Origin of the sequence: Helicobacter cappadocius (genome assembly GCF_030688855.1) — a bacterium.
Lineage (GTDB): Bacteria > Campylobacterota > Campylobacteria > Campylobacterales > Helicobacteraceae > Helicobacter_J > Helicobacter_J cappadocius.
This window is the reverse complement of record NZ_JAUYZK010000012.1, coordinates 11591-31601: the sequence shown is the minus strand read 5'-3', so window position 1 is coordinate 31601 and position 20011 is coordinate 11591. Positions and strand designations below refer to the sequence as shown.

Annotated in this window: 23 protein-coding genes; 14 read left to right on the top strand and 9 right to left on the bottom strand. The window is 33.1% G+C overall.

The genetic code is table 11. The annotated features are described in order from the left end of the window. Positions 1 to 158: 158 nt before the first annotated feature. From efp to Q5I06_RS07530, 3 genes are read right to left on the bottom strand one after another with little or no spacing between them, the layout of a single operon-like run. The gene (efp, locus tag Q5I06_RS07540; protein ID WP_305517529.1) at positions 159 to 722 is read right to left on the bottom strand and encodes an elongation factor P; all 564 of its coding nucleotides are present in this window, start codon (positions 720 to 722) and stop codon (positions 159 to 161) included. Positions 723 to 734: 12 nt separating this feature from the next. Continuing rightward, positions 735 to 1658 carry a class II fructose-bisphosphate aldolase gene (locus Q5I06_RS07535; RefSeq protein WP_305517530.1) on the bottom strand — a complete coding sequence of 308 codons (924 nt, stop codon included), beginning with the start codon at positions 1656 to 1658 and terminating at the stop codon, positions 735 to 737. 35 nt (positions 1659 to 1693) lie between these two features. Then, on the bottom strand, positions 1694 to 2527 hold the full coding sequence (locus Q5I06_RS07530; RefSeq protein WP_305517531.1) for a peptidylprolyl isomerase: 834 nt from the start codon (positions 2525 to 2527) through the stop codon (positions 1694 to 1696). Positions 2528 to 2649: 122 nt separating this feature from the next. Between Q5I06_RS07530 and Q5I06_RS07525 the strand changes: the two genes are divergently transcribed. Next, positions 2650 to 3363 carry an EI24 domain-containing protein gene (locus tag Q5I06_RS07525; RefSeq protein ID WP_305517532.1) on the top strand — a complete coding sequence of 238 codons (714 nt, stop codon included), beginning with the start codon at positions 2650 to 2652 and terminating at the stop codon, positions 3361 to 3363. Here Q5I06_RS07525 and crcB read toward each other — a convergent pair. The 6 genes from crcB to exbB form a co-directional block, all read right to left on the bottom strand. Then, entirely contained in the window at positions 3360 to 3740 is a 381-nt protein-coding gene (gene crcB / locus Q5I06_RS07520; protein WP_305517533.1) for a fluoride efflux transporter CrcB, read from the bottom strand. The two genes, Q5I06_RS07525 and crcB, sit on opposite strands and share 4 nt — an antisense overlap. Before the next feature lie 30 nt (positions 3741 to 3770). Then, positions 3771 to 4469, bottom strand: a complete 699-nt coding sequence (locus Q5I06_RS07515; RefSeq protein WP_305517534.1) for a uroporphyrinogen-III synthase — start codon at positions 4467 to 4469, stop codon at positions 3771 to 3773. A 40-nt stretch (positions 4470 to 4509) separates the two neighbouring features. Next, complete coding sequence (locus Q5I06_RS07510) at positions 4510 to 5148, bottom strand: phosphatase PAP2 family protein (RefSeq protein ID WP_305517535.1); 639 nt, start codon at positions 5146 to 5148, stop codon at positions 4510 to 4512. 90 nt (positions 5149 to 5238) lie between these two features. Continuing rightward, entirely contained in the window at positions 5239 to 5907 is a 669-nt protein-coding gene (locus Q5I06_RS07505; protein WP_305517536.1) for an energy transducer TonB, read from the bottom strand. Beyond that, the gene (gene exbD / locus Q5I06_RS07500) at positions 5873 to 6253 is read right to left on the bottom strand and encodes a TonB system transport protein ExbD (protein ID WP_305517537.1); all 381 of its coding nucleotides are present in this window, start codon (positions 6251 to 6253) and stop codon (positions 5873 to 5875) included. Before exbD ends, Q5I06_RS07505 begins: the two co-directional genes overlap by 35 nt. Further along, the gene (exbB, locus tag Q5I06_RS07495; RefSeq protein WP_305517538.1) at positions 6250 to 6672 is read right to left on the bottom strand and encodes a TonB-system energizer ExbB; all 423 of its coding nucleotides are present in this window, start codon (positions 6670 to 6672) and stop codon (positions 6250 to 6252) included. The genes exbD and exbB overlap by 4 nt, the downstream gene beginning before the upstream one ends. Before the next feature lie 250 nt (positions 6673 to 6922). Here exbB and Q5I06_RS07490 point away from each other — a divergent pair, with 250 nt between their 5' ends. From Q5I06_RS07490 to nuoH, 13 genes are all read left to right on the top strand, one after another. Further along, a complete protein-coding gene (locus Q5I06_RS07490) occupies positions 6923 to 7381 on the top strand; it encodes a ribbon-helix-helix protein, CopG family (protein WP_305517539.1) in 459 nt (152 codons plus the stop codon). After that, positions 7381 to 7944 carry a nicotinate (nicotinamide) nucleotide adenylyltransferase gene (nadD, locus tag Q5I06_RS07485; RefSeq protein WP_305517540.1) on the top strand — a complete coding sequence of 188 codons (564 nt, stop codon included), beginning with the start codon at positions 7381 to 7383 and terminating at the stop codon, positions 7942 to 7944. The genes Q5I06_RS07490 and nadD overlap by 1 nt, the downstream gene beginning before the upstream one ends. Further along, the gene (gene rsfS, locus Q5I06_RS07480; protein ID WP_305517541.1) at positions 7941 to 8297 is read left to right on the top strand and encodes a ribosome silencing factor; all 357 of its coding nucleotides are present in this window, start codon (positions 7941 to 7943) and stop codon (positions 8295 to 8297) included. The genes nadD and rsfS overlap by 4 nt, the downstream gene beginning before the upstream one ends. After that, a complete protein-coding gene (locus Q5I06_RS07475) occupies positions 8294 to 9082 on the top strand; it encodes a histidinol-phosphatase (protein ID WP_305517542.1) in 789 nt (262 codons plus the stop codon). Before rsfS ends, Q5I06_RS07475 begins: the two co-directional genes overlap by 4 nt. 165 nt (positions 9083 to 9247) lie before the next feature. Beyond that, positions 9248 to 9637 (top strand): NAD(P)H-quinone oxidoreductase subunit 3, encoded by a 390-nt coding sequence (locus tag Q5I06_RS07470; protein ID WP_305517543.1) that lies wholly within the window; start codon positions 9248 to 9250, stop codon positions 9635 to 9637. Beyond that, positions 9619 to 10128: a NuoB/complex I 20 kDa subunit family protein gene (locus Q5I06_RS07465; protein WP_305517544.1), complete on the top strand. Its 510-nt coding sequence runs from the start codon at positions 9619 to 9621 to the stop codon at positions 10126 to 10128. The genes Q5I06_RS07470 and Q5I06_RS07465 overlap by 19 nt, the downstream gene beginning before the upstream one ends. 13 nt (positions 10129 to 10141) lie before the next feature. Then, on the top strand, positions 10142 to 10939 hold the full coding sequence (locus Q5I06_RS07460; protein ID WP_305517545.1) for an NADH-quinone oxidoreductase subunit C: 798 nt from the start codon (positions 10142 to 10144) through the stop codon (positions 10937 to 10939). Beyond that, positions 10939 to 12168, top strand: a complete 1230-nt coding sequence (gene nuoD, locus Q5I06_RS07455) for an NADH dehydrogenase (quinone) subunit D (RefSeq protein WP_305517546.1) — start codon at positions 10939 to 10941, stop codon at positions 12166 to 12168. The genes Q5I06_RS07460 and nuoD overlap by 1 nt, the downstream gene beginning before the upstream one ends. Continuing rightward, complete coding sequence (locus Q5I06_RS07450; RefSeq protein ID WP_305517547.1) at positions 12165 to 12398, top strand: NADH-ubiquinone oxidoreductase subunit E family protein; 234 nt, start codon at positions 12165 to 12167, stop codon at positions 12396 to 12398. Before nuoD ends, Q5I06_RS07450 begins: the two co-directional genes overlap by 4 nt. Next, positions 12398 to 14326, top strand: coding sequence for an FAD-dependent oxidoreductase (locus Q5I06_RS07445; protein WP_305517548.1), 1929 nt, complete (start codon positions 12398 to 12400; stop codon positions 14324 to 14326). The genes Q5I06_RS07450 and Q5I06_RS07445 overlap by 1 nt, the downstream gene beginning before the upstream one ends. Then, positions 14296 to 16584, top strand: coding sequence for a 2Fe-2S iron-sulfur cluster-binding protein (locus Q5I06_RS07440; protein WP_305517549.1), 2289 nt, complete (start codon positions 14296 to 14298; stop codon positions 16582 to 16584). Before Q5I06_RS07445 ends, Q5I06_RS07440 begins: the two co-directional genes overlap by 31 nt. After that, a complete protein-coding gene (locus Q5I06_RS07435; protein ID WP_305517550.1) occupies positions 16577 to 19018 on the top strand; it encodes an NADH-quinone oxidoreductase subunit G in 2442 nt (813 codons plus the stop codon). Before Q5I06_RS07440 ends, Q5I06_RS07435 begins: the two co-directional genes overlap by 8 nt. Next, complete coding sequence (gene nuoH / locus Q5I06_RS07430) at positions 19015 to 20004, top strand: NADH-quinone oxidoreductase subunit NuoH (RefSeq protein ID WP_305517551.1); 990 nt, start codon at positions 19015 to 19017, stop codon at positions 20002 to 20004. Before Q5I06_RS07435 ends, nuoH begins: the two co-directional genes overlap by 4 nt. Positions 20005 to 20011 lie beyond the last annotated feature (7 nt).

The following is a 20011-nucleotide window of genomic DNA, read 5'->3' as shown; positions in this document are numbered from 1 at the left end:
TTATGCGAAAAATATGTATTAAAAAGAAGTAGAAATATTATTAAGGATATAAAGAAAATACTCTTTAATATTCAAATATAGGTATAAGAAACTGAAGAATTCAAAGACTCATTATTTTATAAACAATGAGTCTAAAATATTTTATAAATAACTTTAATTTATTTTACCTTTTCTACATATTCTGCAGTTTCGGTATTAACTCTAATAACTTCACCTTCAAGCACATGAAAGGGTATCTGAACAACAGCACCAGTTTCCAAAGTCGCTGGTTTTTTACCCGAACTTGATGTATCACCCTTGAAATTAGGAGGGGTTTCTATAATTTTAAGTTCAACAACCTGAGGAACATCTACAGATATTGCCTTATTATTGTGAAAAAGAATCTGAACACTCATCCCATCTAACATCCATTTAGAAACTTCTCCAACTTGATTGTCGTTTAAAGCAATCTGTTCATAATTTTCCGTATCCATAAACTGATAAGTGTCTCCATCATGATAAAGATACTGCATAGTTTTTTCGACTAAATTAGGCTCTTCACACTTATCCCCTGCGTGAAAAGTTTTTTCTATTACTTTACCATCAAAAAACGATTTTATTTTTGCACGAACAAATGCCGCACCCTTTCCGGGTTTGACGTGTTGATATTCAATAATCTTATAGGGAATACCATCTATTTCAATTTTCAAACCTTTTTTTAATTCACTCATTCCTATTGCCATAAACTCTCCTAATCATATCTTATTAGCACTGCCTAACAAATTCATACGTTCAATAATAACTTTTTTAATAGCTTCCATACCGGGAGCAAAAAACTTTCTCAAATCAAATTGAGTTTTGTCTTCATTTGCAACTCTGCGAACTTCAGCCATAAAAGCAATTCGTAAATCAGTATCTGTATTTACCTTATTGATGCCACCTTTTACTGCTTCTTGGAGAAAATCAAAAGGAACACCTTTACTGCCTTTAAGATCACCGCCTGTTTTCAAGAAAGCTTCTCGAACATATTCTGGAATCGCACTAGCTCCGTGTAAAACCAACGGAATATTTGTAAGTCTCTTAACTTCTTGAAGTCTTTCAAAATCTAGCTTTGGTTCGCCTTTGAATTTAAAAGCACCATGACTTGTCCCAATGGCTGGAGCAAGATAATCAACCTTTGATTCTCTAACAAAAACCTCTGCTTCTTTTGGATTGACCAAAACGGCATCTTTTTCATCTACAGAAATATTATCTTCTATCCCCATCAATCTACCAAGTTCAGCCTCTACACTCACCCCTTCTTGATGAGCATATTTGACTACCTTTGCAGTGAGCTCCAAGTTTTCTTCAAAAATATGGTGAGAAGCATCAATCATTACAGAGGTAAAACCAGCTTGTATAGCCTTTTGGCAACTCTCAAAAGTTGTCCCATGATCTAAATGAAGAGAAACTGGAATATGAGAATAACGTTTTGACATAACTTTCGTCATCCCTACAACTACATCAATTCCCATATACTTTATAGCACCTTCACTAGCTTGAACAATAATGGGAGAATTTGCCTCATTTGCAGCTTCAAAAATAGCATTGAGCATTTCAAAATTTACAAAATTAAAAGCCCCCACTCCATATCCGTCTTGATGAGCTTTATGTAAAATATCATTACCCACAACCAACATAAATTCTCCCTTAAGATTATAGTTTCTGTTAAGAACTATTGAGCAATTGTAATTTTAGCTTTTTTCCTCAAATCATCAACTTTCTGTTTCATATCTGCTTGAAATTTTTTCTCTTTAAGCATACCTTCAATAGTTGCTTTTGCTTGTTCAAAAGTATAGGTAACAGGATCATTCTTCTTAATTAGATAGATAATATGATAACCAAACTCTGTCTTTACTGGAGTTTTTGTATATGTTCCAGGTTTTAACTCAAAAGCAGCTTTTGAAAATTCAGGTACCATTTGATTTTTTTGAAAAGTCCCCAAATCTCCACCATTTTGAGTGTTCTTTGTATTTGGGTCAATGGAATCTTTATTTGCTAATTCGATAAATTTAGCTTCTACTTTTGCTTTGGGTGTTTTATTTAGTTCTGAAATAATTTTCTTGGCTTCATCTTCTGTTTTTACCAATATATGTCTAGCTTGTGCTTCTTGCTGAACAAACTGTTGTTTATTATCATCGTAATATTTTTTCAATTCTGCATCTGGAATCTTAGTTTTCCCAATAGCTTCAGCTTGTTTTTTTGCCCATATTTCAACCAAAAGTTGTTTTTTGAAAGCATCTAAAGCTGCCTTATAATCAGGTGAATCTTCCATTTTTTCTTTTTTTGCTTGTTTTTCTATCAGAATATTATTTATAGCCTGATCTAACAAAGCTTTTTTTTGCTCAGGTTTTAGTGAGTCATAGTTAAAGTTTGGAACTCTCTGCTTGATAACATCAAAATCTTTTTCTGTGATATTTACTCCATCAACTGTAGCCAAAGTCTTAGCTCCTAAAAAACCTACACATAAAGAACCAGCAAGGATAATACTTACTATGCTTTTTTTCATTGAAATCTCCGTATTTAAATTTTGGTGCTCAAAAAGCAACACATTCCATAATATTACCCTTTAAACTTAAATAAAGTCAATAAAAGCTAAATTTTCAAGATAGAACCACTTAAAGGAAAAAAATGTTTCAAAACATCAAAAAAAGTTGGGAAGATTTCTTCAGTTTAAAAATGATAGCCCTAAACCTTCTTCCAATAATCATCGGTATAGCTTTTTGGAGTTTTATATTATTTTATTTTGGCAACCAAATTTTAACAACTCTAGAACACATCTTACCTACAAGCTGGAAAAATCTTTTAGAAAATCCGGGATTTTTTGCTAGTATCGGCGGGTTTTTTATTAAAACATTTTTATATCTGCTACTTGCTTTTTTTGTCATTATTTTAACTATTATTGGAAATATTTTTATCTCAATCTTTTATACCCCGATTGTAATAGGATATTTACGAAAAAAATATTATCCTGATATTTTTATTCATTCATTTGGAGGGATTAAAACATCAATTTTTCATTTTTTAAAATCTCTTCTGTGGTTGATTTTGTTTGTTGCGATCTTAAGTCCATTATTTTTTATTCCAGTTGTGGGTGTTTTTGCAGTTTTGATTCCACACTTTTTCTTTTTTAAGAATACGATGCTTTTTGATGTTGGAAGTTCTATTTTTAATGAATCTGAGTATCATTCATTTCTGTCAAAAAATAGAGTCAAAATTTATCAAATTAGTCTGATTGCGTATATTTTTTCTCTTATTCCATTTTTTAATTTTTTCGCAACACTTTTACAGACGATTATTATTTCAAGATTTGTATTGGATAAAAAAGAGCAACAAAACCTCTAAAGATGGCAAATCATCTTTGATGAAAACCATCCTAAAAAAACAAAAATAACTCCAAAGATGTTTGTGCTCAAAACATATGCAAGCATCTTAAGATAATCTTTATTTTCAATCATGTTAAAAGTTTCTAATCCAAAAGAAGAAAAAGTGGTAAAACCACCTAAAACACCAATAATAAAAAAGATTCTAAACTCATCACTTATTAATTTTTGAGCGAGAAAATATCCAACAACCCCTATAACAAAACTTCCCAAAAGATTAACGCTTAATGTACTTAGAGGAAAAGTAAAACCAAAAAGCTTTGCAGGGAGGATTTTACCCATACAATAACGCAACAAACTCCCTATTGCACCACCAATGGCAACCAAAATAAAATTCACTTTATGCTCTCCTTGCAAACCCATTAGGTTTCATGGCAATTTTGATGCTAGTTCCTTTGCAAACTCTATACAACTATCAATATTTTGAATCGGACTTACAAACGCTTCTACATCTCCATCAAAAACGCTAAAAGTAGTCATGCCAATTGCGATAGCATAGTAACTTCCATCCCATCCAAAATTTTGCTTAAATGCCAGATAATGACTTGGTGCAGTAAAAATCAAAATGGATTTAGGGCTAGGTTTTAAGGCGTTATCAAGAATAATTGTTTTATTTTCGTATGCGATAACCTGTTTGAGTTTGATCTTAGCATCCAATAATTTTGCATCTAGTCCTGAAACAATCTTTTTGGCTCTAAGATATAAAGGTTTTCTATTTTTTAACAACGGAATGATTTCGCTTGAAAATCCAGATCCATGAGAATCGATACCTACATACTCAACTTTAAAGCCCTCTTTTCGTAATTTTTGGGCACTTCCTTCTCCTATTACAAAAGCTGGAATATCCCTAAAACCTTCCAATTCACAATCTTGCTGGATGTTTTGTAAAAGGGCTTTAAAGGCATTTTTTGAAGTAAAAATCAGAGCATCAACATGCTGATTAATGTTCTTTAAATCAATATGTTGATCTAAAATAGCCTTTTTGATCGAAAAAAGATTGATTTGATTAACTACAAGTGTTTTTATTTTCACATTTTCCTTTGAGCTTATCAGGACAATTTCACGCATTTTCTCTCCATATTTGATCGATCAGCATAAGGCGATCATTTTAAGATTGTTTATGTTTAAACAACTTAAGATAGACACCTCTTGAAAAAAATGCCAATGTTAACCCAAGCAAAAAGCCTCCAAAGACATCACTAGGATAATGAACCCCCAAATAGATACGTGAATACATAATAGAAAAAATTAGCAATACTGCTAAAATCCCAGAAAAAAATTTGAAAAAAACCTTTGTTTCTGATGACCAAATAAATAAAAATACTAAAAGACAAAAAATACTAATGCTCAGAGAATGTCCGCTCGGATAGCTAAAACCAGATGCATTGCTAAGCCAGTTTTCAATATTTGGACGCGGACGTGCAATCATTTCCTTTAGTATTTTTAAAATAATCATACTTATAGCTATACTACCAATAAACCATATTCCAAGCATAATTTTTCGTTTCCAAAACATCCACAACATCACAACAAAACTAACAACAATCACGGTTTTGGAATCTCCAATATTGCTCAAGAATTTCATCCACTGATTCCATGTCAAATTAGACTCAACATCACCCCTAATACATTCAATAAAAAATGTATCAAAAGATCGAATCCAGTTAAAACTTAAGACAATAGAAAATGTGACAAACACAAAAAGCAAAAATCCCAAAAATCCTATGAAAAAATAATTTTTATACATAAAAACTCTCTTTTAATTTCATTGTAACCAAAATTAGGTTGTATTATTTTGAGAATTCTAGCACAAATTTCAAGCAATAAATTTTATTAATCAAGACTTCAGAGTATAGGCGATTGGAATTTTTATCCTTACTCTTTGAGTTGGCAAAGGAAAATCTTTAGAAGCACTCTTAATTGCTTTTATAGCACTATCATTGAGAATATCCCCAGCAGTACTTTGGAGAATTTTAAGTCCCTGCATTGTTCCATCCATATTTAAGACAAACTCAACCATTACTTCACCTTCTAATCCCCTAATTCTAGCGATGCGAGGATATTTATTTTTTTTACTAATCGCCATTTGTATCTTTGCCAAGAATTCATCACTTACACCTTCATTGTATGCTAATGACTCAGCTTGCGAACCTTCAGAAGTAGTATTTGAACTTTCTTGTTTCTCTTCATCTTTGGTTTCTTGAACTTCTTTTACTTCTTTTTCTGGTTCAACCTGTTTCTTTTCTATTGGTTTTGTTTTTTTTGGCTTGGGTTTTGGTTTTGGCTTGGGTTTTGGAACGGAAGTAGAATGAGTTTTTTGAGGTGCTTGAGTATTGATACTTGCTAAACTCATCGTAAGCTTACTTTGTCCATCCTGCTTAAGTTCTGTGCTTTTAAATGATCCGAAAATCATCGTAATAGCACCTGCATAGATCGCAAATGCAACAATAAAACCTACCTTATTGGGGGATTCAATTTGTTTTCGTAGAAATTGCAAAATTTTCATGATTGTTTTCCTTCAACAAATCTATAATCTTAACAAAAGTCTCAAATTTGGAATCTTTGTCGCTTCTTAATTCAACAAGAGTTTTAGGATCTGTATCTTCAATCAAGCTTTTTAGAGCCTCTATTGACTCGGGCTTGTCATCAACATAGATCACATTGTTTGCATCTACAACAATAGAAACTTTTTTATCATCATTTTTCTTTTGAGCGGAATCAGCTTGAGGTAAATCAATTTCTATCTTGCCTTGTGCGATAAAGGTTGATACGCTCAAAACAATCGCCAACAAAACAAGCATAATATCTATAAAAGGAACAATATTAAGACCCTCGCCTCTTCTTATCTTCATTTTTTTGCCACCTTAAAGCGATTAACAATCGTATCTACCTTACGAACCAAAGCATTATAAATCACCAATGTTGGTATTGCTACCACCAATCCAAGTGCTGTAGCTTTAAGTGCTAAAGATAATCCGACCATAATTGTTTTAGCATCCATTCCTCCGCTCATTCCCATATCGTAAAAGGTTATCATAATTCCAACTACAGTGCCCAATAATCCAACATACGGTGCATTTGAATATATTATATAAAGAGTAGTTAGATTCTTTGTCAAATGCTCTTCAAGCATATCTATGTCTTCATAAGTATCTACTTTTATTTTCCAATAAAACATAACCCGCTCCACTGTAAACCAAATTGTCAAGAATCCCATTATACCAAGTACGACAAATACTATGTGATCGATATGTAACTTCAAAAATTCCATCTATAATGTCCTGTATTTTTTAATTGATATTTTAGCACTTTGAGAATAATTGTCAATATTAAACATTATTTTTTAATTATATTATTTTTTAGAAATACAAAAACATTATTAAAGGTTAAAAACCAAAAAACAATAATTCACAAGGAGAGAAATTAAAGCAAGTTGAGATTTTAAGATAAACTTTTGATACAATACGCACAGCTAGAATCATGAAAAATAAGACTTTTAATTTTTTTTACAAAGTTACAAAATGCCATCTAAAAAACAAATGAAAGAAAAAGAATCTGCGATAAGATTTTCACTATCCCTTCAAGAAAACCTCCTTGATGAGCTAGATACTCGTATTATAAGAAACGGCTATTTATCTAGATCAGAGTTAGTGCACGATATGATACGCGAAAACAATATGGAAAACAGCTGGAAGATGAAAACTTATTCTTCTTTATTAAATAAAAGTATCGCTGTGCTTGTAACTACATACCATTATCAAAGAGGACTCGATCAAAGAATGATAGATATACAGCACAATAGTTCAGTCAATATTCTTTGCAACACTCATGTTTATACAGAATCCTGCAATTGCCTAGAAACGATTATACTTAAGGGTTGCCTAGCAAAGATTCAAAAATTTTCCCTAGAAGTTGGGGGGCTAGGTGGAATAAAATTTTCCAAGCTTACCAAAACTTCTTGTTTTGATAAAGATAAATGATGAATATCGCTATTTATGGGGGAAGCTTTGATCCTCCTCATATCGCCCATATTCAGACAATTCAAGTCGCATTACAAAAACTTGATATTGACAAACTTATTGTCATTGTAGCCTATCAAAATCCGCTAAAAAAACCTTGCTTATTTGAAGCAAAAAAACGTTATAAATGGATGAAGCAATTGAGTGCAAATCTTTCTAAGGTGGAAGTTAGTGATATGGAAATATTACAGAAAAAACCCATACCAAGCATCGAAAGCGTACTGCATATAAAAAATCATCTCAATCCAAAGAAAATATTTTTTATTATCGGTGAAGATAATCTAAGCAATCTACACAAATGGAAACGTTACGAAGAGCTCAAAAATCTAGTCGAATTTGTATTGATTGAAAGATATGGATATGATGCAAATGCAGATAATCTATGTAAAATATCTCTCCCAGATGTAAAATACAAAATTTCATCCACTCAAATTAGAGAGGGTCTTTCGCTAGGATATCTACCAGATGATCTACCCGAAGAGATAAAGCTTGAAGTTATTAAATCATATAAGGAGCTAAATTGACACAAACAAAAAATTTGCCCAAGAGGACAAAAATAATTACCGAACTACTTGATCAAAAAAAGGCTGAAAATATAGATGTTTTTAACCTTGAAGGTAAAGATTATATCGTGGATTGCGTTATTATTGCTACAGCGATGGCCGGAAAACATTCTTATGCACTACTAGATATGCTTAAAAGTGAGCTCAAAGCATTAGGAGAAGTATTTTATAGCACTGATGAAGAGAGTGAGGATTGGATTATTGCAGACTTGGGAGATATAATGATTCATATTTTTACAGAAAACCATCGTAAAAAATTTAATTTGGAAGAATTTTTAACTAAAATCAAAAAGCAAGAATCAATACAAATATGAGAGTCGATATTCACAATCATACTATTTTATGCAATCATGCACATGGAAGTGTAGATGAATATATCAAAAGAGCTATAGAATTAGGTATTGATATTTACGGTTTCTCCTGTCATTCTCCCATGAAGTTTGATCCAAAGTATAGGATGAGACTTGAGGAATTAGATATTTATTATAAAATGATAAAAAATGCACAAAAAACCTACGGAAATAAAATTCAGATTTTATGTGGATTAGAAGTCGATTTTATAGACAATAGACAAGATTTAATAGAACAAAAAATTCTTGATTATCCTTTTGATTATTTGGTTGGTTCTATTCATTTTTTAGATGAATGGGGGTTTGATAATCCTGAATTCATCGGCGAATATGTCAAAAAGGATATGGAGGAATGTTGGAGAAAATATCTACAAGCTATCACTCATATGGCTCAAACAAAACTTTTTCAAATAGTTGGGCATTTTGATTTACTCAAAATTTTTGGTCATACTCCAAACATAAAATCATATAATCTTATAAAAAAAGCACTTCAGACAATCAAAGATACTCAAATGGTTCTTGAAATCAACTCTGCTGGACTAAGAAAACCAGTAAAAGAGCAATATCCAAGTGTAAATATCTTAGAGATTGCCAAAACCCTTGAAATTCCAATCACATTCGGAAGTGATGCGCATAGCGTAGATCAAGTGGGATATGGCTACAAAGAATGCTTAGAAATTGTAAAGAATATAGGCTATAAAAAAGCAACTTATTTCATCAATAAAATACCTCATGAGATTGAAATTTAATATTTTTACTTCCAAAATAGTAAAAAAATAGCACTATTTTTTTGTTACTAAAGGTAACAAAAATCCCCTTTTTTTGCTAGATTAAATTTTCTTTGTTTATTTTTAATCATTTTAAGACTACAATTCAATCAACGAACAAACTTTCAATTTTTTAGGAACTACAAAATGGAAAATCCTATGCTTCTACATCCTTACTTTGGGGTGTTTATCATCTTTGTATTTACCTTTTTGGCTTTTAACACAACCTTAAGGGTGCAACGTTTTATTAGCCGAAAACTAGCCGACAAAAGAAATGACAAGCTCAAGTTATCTGCATACGAATGTGGTCCATTGCCTATCAAGCAACAAAATAGAATTTCTCATCAATTTTATATTATTGCGATGCTTTTTATTTTATTCGATGTTGAAGTTATTTTTATGTTTCCTTGGGCGATAGATTTTAAAGCTTTAGGTATTTTTGGATTTATGGAAATGTTAAGCTTTCTTTCGTTCCTAATTATTGGTTTTGTTTATGCTTGGAAAAGAGGAGCACTATCATGGCACAACATCAAATAAATTACCTGAAAAACTCAGGGGCACCTATAGCACTTACAACGGTTGATAACCTTCTAAATTGGGCTAGAAGCAATTCTCTTTGGCCACTAACTTATGGACTTGCTTGTTGTGCTATAGAAATGATGGCAGCAGGCGGATCTAGATTTGACTTTGATAGATTTGGAACAATATTCCGTGCTTCTCCTAGACAATCAGATGTAATGATTATCGCTGGTACGGTCACTAAAAAACATGCTGAATTTACTCGTAGGCTTTACGATCAGATGCCCGAGCCAAAATGGGTTATCTCAATGGGTAGCTGTGCTAATACAGGAGGAATGTTCAATACTTATGCAACCGTTCAAGGGGTTGATAGAATCATTCCTGTTGATATTTATCTTCCTGGTTGTGCTCCACGTCCAGAAACCCTTCAATATGCATTGATGATGCTTCAAAAAAAGATAAGAAAACAGAAAGCTTTTGGCAAAAACCCGCCTAAACGCTTGATATAAAGAGGGATTATTGATGGTTAGACAAAACAAGATTGGTTTAGATATTCAAAAAAAAGCTTATCATACAGATAAATTTTACCAACCAAAACAAACTCCAAAAGCTTCTTTATTAGGAAGTCCTTATGAAGTAATTTTGAATCATTTGAGCTATGAGCACAAGATTTGTGAAAGTTATATAGAACTAGGTACGGCTGTTTTTTGGATTCAAAAGATAGATCTTTTACCTATAATGAAAATTCTCAAGAAACTCGGTTATGAAATTCTTAGTGAGATGAGTGCAATTGATATGCTAGATATAAAAGGAGAATTTGAAATGTTTTATCAACTTCTCTCCTGTGATAACAACAATATTGAAAAAAAACGTATTCGAGTTAAGTGTGTATTAAGCCCAAATGAAAACATTGACTCTATAGTGAGTGAATTTAGATGTGCCATTTGGAGCGAAAGAGAAGCTTTTGATATGTTTGGAATTATATTCAATGGACATCCTCACTTAACAAGACTACTGATGCCTCAAGATTGGGTTGGACATCCTTTATTAAAATCTTATCCTTTAAAAGGTGATGAAAGTGCATCTTGGTATGAGGTTGATAGAATATTTGGAAAAGAATATCGTCAAATTATAGGTCCTGAACAAAGAGATAGTGCAAGAGTGGATGAAAAAGATACCTTTAACTTCGCTAGAATAGGACATGAGATGCAAAAGGGCTCACAAGATCAATCTGTTTTAATTGATAAAAAATCATCCAAAGCGTTGTTTGTTAAAAAACTAGACTTATCTAAAGCTAAAGTTTTGAAAGAGAGACGCTAATGGCACAAATTTATACTAAGCTCAAACCGCAATTTGAAAATATTGTTTTCGAACAAGATGATAATAAGATGATAATAAATTTTGGGCCTCAACACCCTTCTGCCCACGGTCAGCTACGATTGATCTTAGAGCTTGATGGAGAAAAAGTAATAAAAGCTACTCCAGATATAGGCTATCTCCACAGAGGAATAGAAAAATTAGCTGAGAATATGATTTATAATGAATTTATGCCCACAACAGATAGGCTTGATTATACTTCTGCTACTAGCAATAATTATGCCTTTGCTCACGCTGTGGAAAAACTACTTGATATCGAAATTCCAAAAAGGGCTCAAGTTATTAGGACGATGCTTTTGGAACTTAATAGAATCATCTCTCATATAATGTTTGTAGCTGTACATGGAATGGATGTAGGTGCATTATCAATGTTTTTATACTGTTTCAAGACTAGAGAATATGGTCTGGATTTGATGGAAGAGTACTGCGGTGCTAGGTTGACACATAATGCAATTAGAATCGGTGGAGTGCCACTTGATTTACCATCAAGATGGATTGAGAATCTAAAAAAATTTATTCAAGAAACCCATAACACTATAGCACTCATAGAAGGACTGCTTGATAATAATCGAATTTGGAGATCTAGGCTTGAAAATGTGGGGACAATTTCAGCAGAAGTGGCAAAAAATTGGGGATTAAGTGGCATTATGCTTCGTGCTAGCGGAATCGCTTATGATGTGCGAAAAGAAGATCCTTATGAACTCTACAGTGAATTAGATTTTAGTGTTCCTATAACAAATAGTGGAGATAGCTATGGAAGATATAGACTCTACATGGAAGAGATGAGAGAGTCTATAAAGATATTAGAGCAACTCATAGAAATGTATCCAAAAACTGATTCTATATTGATGGCAAAAGCTCCCGATTATATTTCCTCTACAAAAGAAGATATTATGACTCAAAATTATGCTTTAATGCAACATTTTGTTCTTGTAACACAAGGTATGCGTCCACCCAAAGGTGAAGTTTATGCTCCTACAGAATCTCCAAAAGGAGAATTAGGTTTTTTTATTAATTCTCAAGGGAATCCTTATCCGCATCGACTTAAAATAAAAGCTCCAAGCTTTTATCATATAGGATGTTTGCAAGATATCCTTATAGGACATTATCTTGCCGATGTTGTAACCATCATAGGATCAACAAATGCGGTATTTGGAGAGGTGGATAGATGAAACGTTTTGACCTCAGACATTTAAAAAATGATTTTTATAATCGTATGGGAGAATTGATTGATTCTGAACTTACTAATGAGGAGGTAGGAATATTTTTGTTTGAAATTGGTGATTTTGAAAATATTCCAAAAAGTGCGGATTTCATAAAAAATCGCGGTGATATTTTAATGAATTCTATTCGATTCAACCAAGTTGATTGGACACTTGTAGTAAAAAAAAGGTCTAAATGATGCAATTCTCTCTTCCATATTCTATTGCAACAAAAGAATTCCCAAATAATCTTCAAAATGAAAAGATTAAATCATTTATAGGATGGGATGGCGTTGTAGTATTTGATGAAGATACAGATATTTTAGATATGTTAAAAAACTACGCATATCAATATCAATGCTATTCTGAAGCTTGTGGAAGATGCACACCAGGTAAATATGGTGGAAGGGTTTTATACGATCTTTTGCATAAAATTCAAAATGATCCTGAAAATCTTCTTGAGAATATAGATCAACTAGAGAGAACTGCACATTTGATGCAAAATGCCAGTAAATGCGAGATTGGAAAAACAACCCCAAAACCAATCCTCCAAATGCTACAAACCAGAAGGGAAATTTTTTTAAATCCAAAAAAAATAGCTAATAATCAAAAATATATCTCTAAAATCACTGCTCCATGTACAGATGCATGTCCTTCACATGTAAATATCCCTGCATATATAGAGGGGGTAAGAGATATGCTTTTTGCAGACTCTTTGAGTGCAACAAGGAGTTCAATGCCTTTAGCTCAAGTTTGCGGTAGAGTATGCCCACACCCTTGCGAAAATGCCTGTCGTCGATCTATCTTAGATGAACCTATCAGTATTATGGAACTCAAGAGAATTGGTGCTGATTATGAGTTTGATATGCATCTATCTTATCAACATTCAAAAACTCCAGCACAAAGTCCATCCACTCAAAAAAAAGTTGCTGTTATTGGTGCAGGGCCAGGTGGATTGAGTTCTGCTTACTATCTAGCTATTGAAGGAATTGGTGTAGATGTCTATGAAGCCTTACCAGTTTTAGGTGGAGAAGTGGCTGTAGGGGTTCCAAACTATCGGATGCCTATTTCACACTACAATCACGATATTGATATGCTCAAAGATCTTGGTGTCAGGTTTCACACTTCAAGTGCTATGGATGAGACATCAATGCTAGAACTCGAAAAATCCCATCAAGCGATAGTTCTGGCAACAGGAGCTAGGATTTCTAAAAAACTTGGCTTTCCGGGTGAAGATTCTTCTTTAGATGGCTATCTCCCTGCTATTAAATTTATGGATGAAGTCAATCTTGCTCAAAAATTCAATCTTTGCGAATTTCCTGATATTACGGGTAAGAATATCATTTGCGTGGGGGGAGGCTTTACCTCCATGGATGTCGTCCGATCTGCTATCAGACTTGGAGCAAAATCCGTTACAATGCTATACAGAAGAGATGAAGCTACCATCATTAGAAATACCTCAAAAGAAGAATATCATGAAAGCGTAGAAGAGGGAGTGAAATTTGAATTTTTATCTGCTGTTGTAGATATTGTTTCCAAAGATGGCAAGATTATAGCTGTAGATATTGGACAATTTGAACTTAAAAAGACCCCAGATTCTCCAAAAGGAGAACTTGTCAAAATAGATAAGCCACCATTAAGACTTGAATGCGATATTTTGATACCTGCTGTTTCCCAAGTCCCAGATTTTTCTTATCTTCCAAAAGAATGGGGAATAGAAATTACCAAATGGGGAACACTTCAAACTCAAGAAGGTACTTTTAGCACAAACAGAAAAGGGGTTTTTGGCTGCGGAGATTGTGTGAGCGGACCACTCACAATTGTTAATGCTGTAGGACAAGGAAGACGCGTAGCAAGTGTTATTAAACGTTATTTGGAAAATGGTGAAATATCCTTAAATGATGAGGAAAAAATGGAAGACTACCTCCATCAAATTGGCGTATTCAACAAAAACGAAATGGTTAAAGGATGGAATGAGGGTCTAAAAAGATCTGAAAGCAAAAAAGTATCTCCATCAGAACGCAAGAATAGTTTTGTTGAAGTTAATTTTGGATTAAGTAATCAAGAAGCATTTTCTGAAGCTCAAAGATGTATGCGATGTTATTACATAGCAATGGCGGTGCTGTAATGAGTATATTTATCAACGATAGAGAGTTTTCTTTTAAAGAAGGTGAAAGTATTTTGGAAGTTGCTAGAAAAAACAATATTTATATTCCTACTTTGTGCCATCTTCCAAAGTTGGCTCCTGTTGGTGCATGTCGTATGTGTATCGTAGAGGAAGAAAGTGGAAATATCATCGCCTCTTGCAAAAGTCCGGCAACGCACGATGCTAAAATATATACTCATACCCCAAAACTAGAACAACATCGCCAAGAAATCATGAAACTTCTATGCATAAACCATCCACTAGAATGCGGGGTATGTGACAAAAGTGGAGAATGCGAACTTCAAGATAAAGTGCTAGAGACCAAAATACCTATGCAAACTTTTGGAGCAGTGCAACGAAAAGATGATTTTATTTCATTTAAAAATAAGATTTATGATGAAAGTCTTTGTATTATGTGCGAACGATGTGCAAGAACCTGTAATCAAATCGTAGGCAACAATTATCTACAGGTAGTAATGGGTGGATATAATTCAAAAATCGGTATCAACTCCCAAAATTACTGCGAAGATTGCGATGAATGCGTCAGCGTATGTCCAACAGGAGCTATGATTTCAGAAAGATTTCAATACAATTCTAATGCTTGGGAATTGGAAAAAACTTCTAGTACTTGCACAAATTGTGCTTTGGGTTGTTATATTATCTATGAAGGTAAAAATACAAATAATCCTACCCATATTTCTAAAAATAAAAAAATCTATAGGAGCACGACCGCAATGGAATTTTCCCAATTGTGCCATTCTGGACGACACAACTTTGGCAATTCCCCCATTTATAATAAAGATATTTCCAAACTTGAAACAGCTATAAAAGCTTTCAAAAATGCCTCCGCGATTCGAATTGGGACACAAATAAGTAATGAAGAAGCTTTTATAATTAATGAGCTTAAAAATAAACTTGATATACCACTATATTGCGAGGAAGCTAGAGTTTATTCTGAATTCATATCTATTGTCAAATCCACTTCTAGCAAACCTATACATATCACAAAAGAAATATTAAAAGAAACCGATTTATGTATCAGTCTAGCTAGTTTTATTTTTGATGAAATGCCTGTACTCAAAAGCCAGATTATTAACTCCATCACAACTCAAAAAACAAAACATATTTGCCTTCATCCAATCCCTGATGAACGATTAAAAAAACATTCCTATATTCAATATGAAGTTCAAACCGAAATAGGTGTTGTTGCATTAATGCTATCTAGTTTTACAAAAAATACCATCAAAGATCCTAAAATAAATGATTTCATTGAAAAACTAGATATAGGTTATTTGAGTTCTGAGTCCAATATTAGTGAAGAAGAGCTTGATATTTTAAGCGAATCCTTTAGAATAGCTCAAAATCCTGTGATTTTCATTGGATCAGAGCTTTTTTATCATCCACAGAGCAAACAGATTGCATACATGATTGGATTGATAGAAAAATACACTCATGCAAAAATCATTATTATTCCTCCTTCTGGGAATTCTGTGGGAATTTCACTTATCTGCAATCTCTCAAAAGATAATCTTGAAAACCATAATGTTGTTGGATATAAGACAAAGGGCAGTTTTATCCTCAATGAAATGATTGAAGATATCGAATATAAAGAAAATGCAGACTTTGTTTTAAATACTGATTTCATAATTCCCTCCATGCTTCAAATAGAAGGCACTATGGTAAATACAGATTATCGCTTATTGCCCATAACCCCATCTTTACCCTATGAAGGCTATGATATTTGTGACATTGCACAAGATTTCGGAATGTCAGAATCATCTCTTGTAGAGATCACTTCCAAGCTCCCTGCACAAAAAGGATTTAAAAATATTCACTATGATGATCTTAAAAACTTTTTTGATAGAAACGGAAACGAACAAAGAGGCTACTTTCTATCTGCTCAAGTTTTTTCTTGTATAGAAAATATAGAGCTTCCAGATATTGATTTTCTACCTGAGTCAAATGGCTCTATTTTATATTTACCAAAAAAATCAGGGAACTTCTTTGGTTTTAACGAAGCAAAAATAATGGCTTCCAAACAGTTTGCAATCGCAAATAAAATAACCGATGCGAAAAAAATTTCCTTTAATATTGAAGGTAAAGAATTCATTTGTGATTTTGTTGAAGAGGAATATCTAAAAGGGATGGTGGCTATTTTTTATCCAGGTAAATACTTTATTTGTAATCAAACCTATCCTTATATAAAAATCACCCTCAAAAAATGGAGTGAAAATGCCTAAAATAACAATAGATGAAAAACAATTAGATTTTAAAGAAGGTCAGACTATTTTAGAAATTGCGAGAAAAAATAATATTTATATCCCAACTATATGTTATTTGAATGGTTGTTCTCCAACTGTTGCTTGCAAAATGTGTATGGCTGAAGTTGATGGAAAACGCGTTTATACCTGCAATACCAAAGCCAAAGATGGAGCTAGAGTACTCACCCAAACCCCTGAAGTCATAGATGATAGAAGAACCATAATGCAAACCTATGATGTTAACCACCCCCTAGAGTGTGGCGTATGCGACAAGAGCGGAGAATGTGAGCTTCAAGATCTTACTCTCAAAAATCAGGTTGAATCTCAAAATTACAGTGTTCAAGATGATGAAAAGGTTCCTAAAGAATGGGCACAGGCTATTTATGATCCAAATCTTTGTATTGTCTGCGAACGTTGCGTTACTACCTGCAAGGACAATATTGGAGAAGCAAATCTCAAAGCCGTCAAGACTGAATTACACGCTCCAGATAGTTTTAAAGACACAATGCCAAAAGACCCTTATAGTGTATGGAGTAGAAAGCAAAAAGCACTGATTGATTTTGTTGGAGAAAATCCTTGTGTGGATTGTGGAGAGTGTATCGCCGTGTGTCCTGTAGGTGCGTTGGGTTACAAAAATTTTAGCTATACTTCAAATGCTTGGGAATTACGAAAAATAAGCTCTACCTGCCCTCATTGTCCAGCAGGTTGCCATATTGATTATCAGGTCAAACATCAAGATGTTCTAAATGATAAGCAAAAAATTTATCGCGTTAGCAATGATTTTCATTATAACCCAATCTGTGGTGCAGGAAGATTTGCATTTGATATAAGCTCAAGTATTCAAGGAAGCGAAAACTTATCTGAAGCTGTACAAAAAATCAAAAATGCAAAAGCTATCAGAATCGGTGGAGATATCACCAATGAAGAAGCATTTATAATAGAAGAATTGCGTAAAAAAATAGGTTTTGAAATTTATTGCGAAGACACAAGACAATTTCAAGAATTTAGCAATACATTCAAGCAAAAATATTTTCCAACACTATCTGATATTGGAAGTTCAGATCTTATTATCTCGCTAGGATCGAGTCTAAAAACAGAAATTCCTTTATTGCGTTATGCTATCAACAATGCTCTCAAGTTAAATAAATCTACCTCTTTAATCTATGCACATCCTATCAAAGATGGACTTATTGACAAACTTGGCAGAAATGTAATTTCTATTCAGTATCCCCCTCAAGCAGATGAAGTGATTTTAGGTGCATTGTTATTAATAAAAGATTTGAACCCTGATAATATTTTGGATACCGTTTATAAAAGCAAAAAAAAGATATCAAAAACGACCATAAAAGAGGTCAAAAAAACTCTCCCTATAGAAGATGGAAGCACTTCTGAAGAGCCTAAAGAAATTATAGAAAAAATTGAAGAAGTTATAGAATTAGATTATTATGGACTTTTAGAAGAATGTTCTTTGAATTATGATAAATTTATCCAACTTAAAGAAATATTTTTATCAGCAAATGCACCTATTTTGGTTATCGGTCAAGATGTATATCAACATAAAAATGCTAAAAATATTGCAAAAATGCTTTCATTTTTAGAGAAGAATACAAGCGTAAGAATAGTCCTAATTCCACCTCAGACAAATTCTGTAGGAATCTCACTCATCTGCACTCTCCAAGAAGACAAAAAAGATACAACTGAAGTGGTGGGTATTCGCTCATATGGAGATTATGTGATTGATTCTGATAGAATTAATACAAAAAATGAAGCCAAGCATCATGTTGATTTCATTCTCCCTGCCCTCAATCAAATTGAAGCTACTCTTAGCAATTTTGAATACAAACTTTTACCATTAAAACCAGCAATTCTATACAGAGGATATGATCTCAGTGATATCGCACAAGCATTTGGTCTTAGCGGTGAAAGCCTAGTTGATTATACTCATTTATTACCCAAAGAAAGTGGTTTTGAAGAAATCCATTATGATTGTCTGAAAAACTACTATTGTTCCAATGGTGAAGAAAAAAGAGGTTATGTGCTTAATTTAGATTTCGTTAAAAATCACAGAAATAACACCTCTGATACTATTTTAAACTCCATTGAATTCCCAAAAATAGAATCTTTTAATGCCTATTTCAAATATCCTCAAGCACAATTCTCGCCCAACACCCAAGCAAGCGAAAACCTACAAACAAAAACTGGAATATATACTTCCAAAGAAAATTTGACTAAACTCAATCTGACAGAAGGTCAAGAGATTTGTTTGGAAAAAAATGGTGATGAAATCATAGGAAATGTCTATGTGGATTATGATTTAAATCAAGATATATTCGTTATCTCTCCAAGTTTAGATAATGAACATATATTTAAACAAAGCATTTTTGAAAATTTAACTCTAAAGGAATGCAGATGAGTGCATTTATTATAGAAACACTGATTAAAATCTTGGTTCTTGTTTTGGTTTTTTCATTTTTAGGTGGTTTTGCTACCTATATTGAACGTAAAATACTAGCTTTCTTTCAACGTAGACTTGGACCTAGCTATGTTGGTCCATATGGATTGTTTCAAGTATTAGCAGATGGTATCAAGCTTTTTAGCAAAGAAGATATTATTCCAAAAGATGCCAATAAGTTAATTTTTACACTTGCTCCAATTATTGCAATGATGTCCGCATTTGTATCAATGGCCCCTATTCCATTTTTTGGAAATTTTACTATATTTGGCTACACCGTTCATCCAATTATTTCTGATATCAATATGGGATTGCTATTTTTTCTAGCAGCTGGTTCTGTGGGAATATACGCCCCACTACTTGGAGGGTTGGCTTCAGGAAGCAAATATTCATTGATTGGATCTGCTAGGGCAGCTATACAACTTTTGAGTTTTGAGGTTGTAAGCACAATTACAATTTTGGCTCCGCTAATGCTTATAGGTTCATTGTCTATGGTTGAAATCAACAATTATCAATCCGATGGGATTTTGAGTTGGCTTGTATTCAAACAACCTCTAGCTTTTGTATTATTTTTAGTCGCAAGTTATGCGGAGCTAAATAGAACACCTTTTGACCTTTTAGAACATGAAGCTGAAATTGTTGCAGGGTATGCCACTGAATATAGTGGGCTTAAATGGGGAATGTTCTTTTTAGCCGAATATGCTCATCTATTCGCATTCTGTTTTGTTATTTCTATCATTTTTTTTGGTGGGTATAATCCAATATGGTTCATACCTGGCGGAATAGCTATTATTTTAAAAGTTTGCTTTTTTGTATTTTTAGCGATGTGGGCAAGAGCTACTTTTCCTCACGTTAGACCCGATCAGCTAATGCGTATGTGCTGGAAGATAATGATGCCTTTAGCACTTTTAAATATACTCATCACAAGTATTGTGATATTGCTTTAAGGAGAAC

What these genes read in the sequence shown, in the direction of transcription:
- exbB (WP_305517538.1), bottom strand. Translation starts at nt 6,672, where the DNA reads ATGGAATTTTTGAAGTTACATATCGATCACATAGTATTTGTCGTACTT.
- nadD (WP_305517540.1), top strand. Translation starts at nt 7,381, where the DNA reads ATGAATATCGCTATTTATGGGGGAAGCTTTGATCCTCCTCATATCGCC.
- Q5I06_RS07525 (WP_305517532.1), top strand. Translation starts at nt 2,650, where the DNA reads ATGTTTCAAAACATCAAAAAAAGTTGGGAAGATTTCTTCAGTTTAAAA.
- Q5I06_RS07445 (WP_305517548.1), top strand. Translation starts at nt 12,398, where the DNA reads ATGCAATTCTCTCTTCCATATTCTATTGCAACAAAAGAATTCCCAAAT.
- Q5I06_RS07505 (WP_305517536.1), bottom strand. Translation starts at nt 5,907, where the DNA reads ATGAAAATTTTGCAATTTCTACGAAAACAAATTGAATCCCCCAATAAG.
- Q5I06_RS07535 (WP_305517530.1), bottom strand. Translation starts at nt 1,658, where the DNA reads ATGTTGGTTGTGGGTAATGATATTTTACATAAAGCTCATCAAGACGGA.
- efp (WP_305517529.1), bottom strand. Translation starts at nt 722, where the DNA reads ATGGCAATAGGAATGAGTGAATTAAAAAAAGGTTTGAAAATTGAAATA.
- nuoD (WP_305517546.1), top strand. Translation starts at nt 10,939, where the DNA reads ATGGCACAAATTTATACTAAGCTCAAACCGCAATTTGAAAATATTGTT.
- Q5I06_RS07435 (WP_305517550.1), top strand. Translation starts at nt 16,577, where the DNA reads ATGCCTAAAATAACAATAGATGAAAAACAATTAGATTTTAAAGAAGGT.
- Q5I06_RS07460 (WP_305517545.1), top strand. Translation starts at nt 10,142, where the DNA reads ATGGTTAGACAAAACAAGATTGGTTTAGATATTCAAAAAAAAGCTTAT.
- exbD (WP_305517537.1), bottom strand. Translation starts at nt 6,253, where the DNA reads ATGAAGATAAGAAGAGGCGAGGGTCTTAATATTGTTCCTTTTATAGAT.
- nuoH (WP_305517551.1), top strand. Translation starts at nt 19,015, where the DNA reads ATGAGTGCATTTATTATAGAAACACTGATTAAAATCTTGGTTCTTGTT.
- Q5I06_RS07510 (WP_305517535.1), bottom strand. Translation starts at nt 5,148, where the DNA reads ATGTATAAAAATTATTTTTTCATAGGATTTTTGGGATTTTTGCTTTTT.
- Q5I06_RS07440 (WP_305517549.1), top strand. Translation starts at nt 14,296, where the DNA reads ATGTTATTACATAGCAATGGCGGTGCTGTAATGAGTATATTTATCAAC.
- Q5I06_RS07475 (WP_305517542.1), top strand. Translation starts at nt 8,294, where the DNA reads ATGAGAGTCGATATTCACAATCATACTATTTTATGCAATCATGCACAT.
- Q5I06_RS07515 (WP_305517534.1), bottom strand. Translation starts at nt 4,469, where the DNA reads ATGCGTGAAATTGTCCTGATAAGCTCAAAGGAAAATGTGAAAATAAAA.
- Q5I06_RS07490 (WP_305517539.1), top strand. Translation starts at nt 6,923, where the DNA reads ATGCCATCTAAAAAACAAATGAAAGAAAAAGAATCTGCGATAAGATTT.
- Q5I06_RS07450 (WP_305517547.1), top strand. Translation starts at nt 12,165, where the DNA reads ATGAAACGTTTTGACCTCAGACATTTAAAAAATGATTTTTATAATCGT.
- Q5I06_RS07530 (WP_305517531.1), bottom strand. Translation starts at nt 2,527, where the DNA reads ATGAAAAAAAGCATAGTAAGTATTATCCTTGCTGGTTCTTTATGTGTA.
- Q5I06_RS07465 (WP_305517544.1), top strand. Translation starts at nt 9,619, where the DNA reads ATGGCACAACATCAAATAAATTACCTGAAAAACTCAGGGGCACCTATA.
- Q5I06_RS07470 (WP_305517543.1), top strand. Translation starts at nt 9,248, where the DNA reads ATGGAAAATCCTATGCTTCTACATCCTTACTTTGGGGTGTTTATCATC.